Here is a 1,047-nt window from a genome sequence, read left to right on the forward strand (position 1 = left end):
TTACTGTCGAAGGACCAGATGGTGCCGGTAAAACGACACAACTACAATTGCTTAGTGATGTGTTAAAAGAAAAAGGCTATAACGTCATGACGACCCGTGAGCCAGGTGGCACACGCGTTGGGAACGAAATTCGTTCGTTGATTTTGAATCCTGATTTTGAAGAGATGAAAGAGATGACAGAAATTCTGTTGTATGCAGCGTCTCGTGCCCAGCATGTCGAGGAATTGATTCGACCGGCGTTAGAGGCAGGCACAATCGTTTTATGTGACCGATTCGTTGATGCGTCACTTGCGTATCAAGGGTATGGTCTTGGACATCCGATTGATCTCGTGCGTCAAATCAATGATTCTGCAACAGGTGGGTTAGCGCCAGACCGAACGTATTTATTTGATTTAACGGTAACGGATTCTAAAAAACGAATGATGGACCGAGGAGCACTTGATCGAATCGAGCAGCGAGATGATGCGTTTCGTGCCCGCGTCTATGAAGGTTTCCAACAGATTGCAGTATCGGATCCGGAACGGGTGCAGATCGTACAAGCCAATCGATCGATTGAAGCGATTCATCAGGACTTAGTGGAAGATGTCATTACGTATTTAGAAGAAAAGGAGAGATTCTCATGAAAATGGTCATTACGATCGTTCAAGATAAAGATAGCTTACGTTTAGCGGAAGCACTTGTCGAGCATGATTTCCGAGCAACGAAACTGGCAACGACAGGTGGTTTTCTTAAAGAAGGGAACACGACGTTCATGATTGGTGTACAGAGTGAGCGTCTCGACGATTTGTTACGATTGATCAAAAAGAACTGTTCGAGCCGCGAACAGATGGTCTCTCCAATCTCACCAATGGGTGGTCATGCCGATTCTTATATCCCGTACCCTGTTGAAGTCCAGGTAGGCGGGGCAACGGTCTTCGTCTTACCAATCGAAGGGTTTCATCAATTCTGATGCAGACGTTTCATGAATTGGAACAGACACAATCGGTCATTTCGACGATTCTTCAAAATTCGTTACGAAACGATCGAATCAATCACGCTTATATCTTC

At 45.3% G+C, this 1,047-nt stretch carries 2 protein-coding genes; both read left to right on the forward strand.

Annotated features, from left to right (window positions below; translation table 11 throughout):
- On the forward strand, positions 1-623 hold a 623-nt coding region (gene tmk, locus B3G15_RS15910), incomplete at its 5' end, for a dTMP kinase (protein ID WP_290722351.1).
- Positions 620-949, forward strand: coding sequence for a cyclic-di-AMP receptor (locus B3G15_RS15915; RefSeq protein WP_023466519.1), 330 nt, complete (start codon positions 620-622; stop codon positions 947-949). The genes tmk and B3G15_RS15915, both read left to right, overlap by 4 nt.
- Positions 950-1,047: the final 98 nt, after the last annotated feature.

The sequence above is a fragment of the Exiguobacterium sp. UBA1053 genome (assembly GCF_002316465.1).
GTDB classification, from domain to species: Bacteria; Bacillota; Bacilli; order Exiguobacteriales; family Exiguobacteriaceae; genus Exiguobacterium_A; species Exiguobacterium_A abrahamii.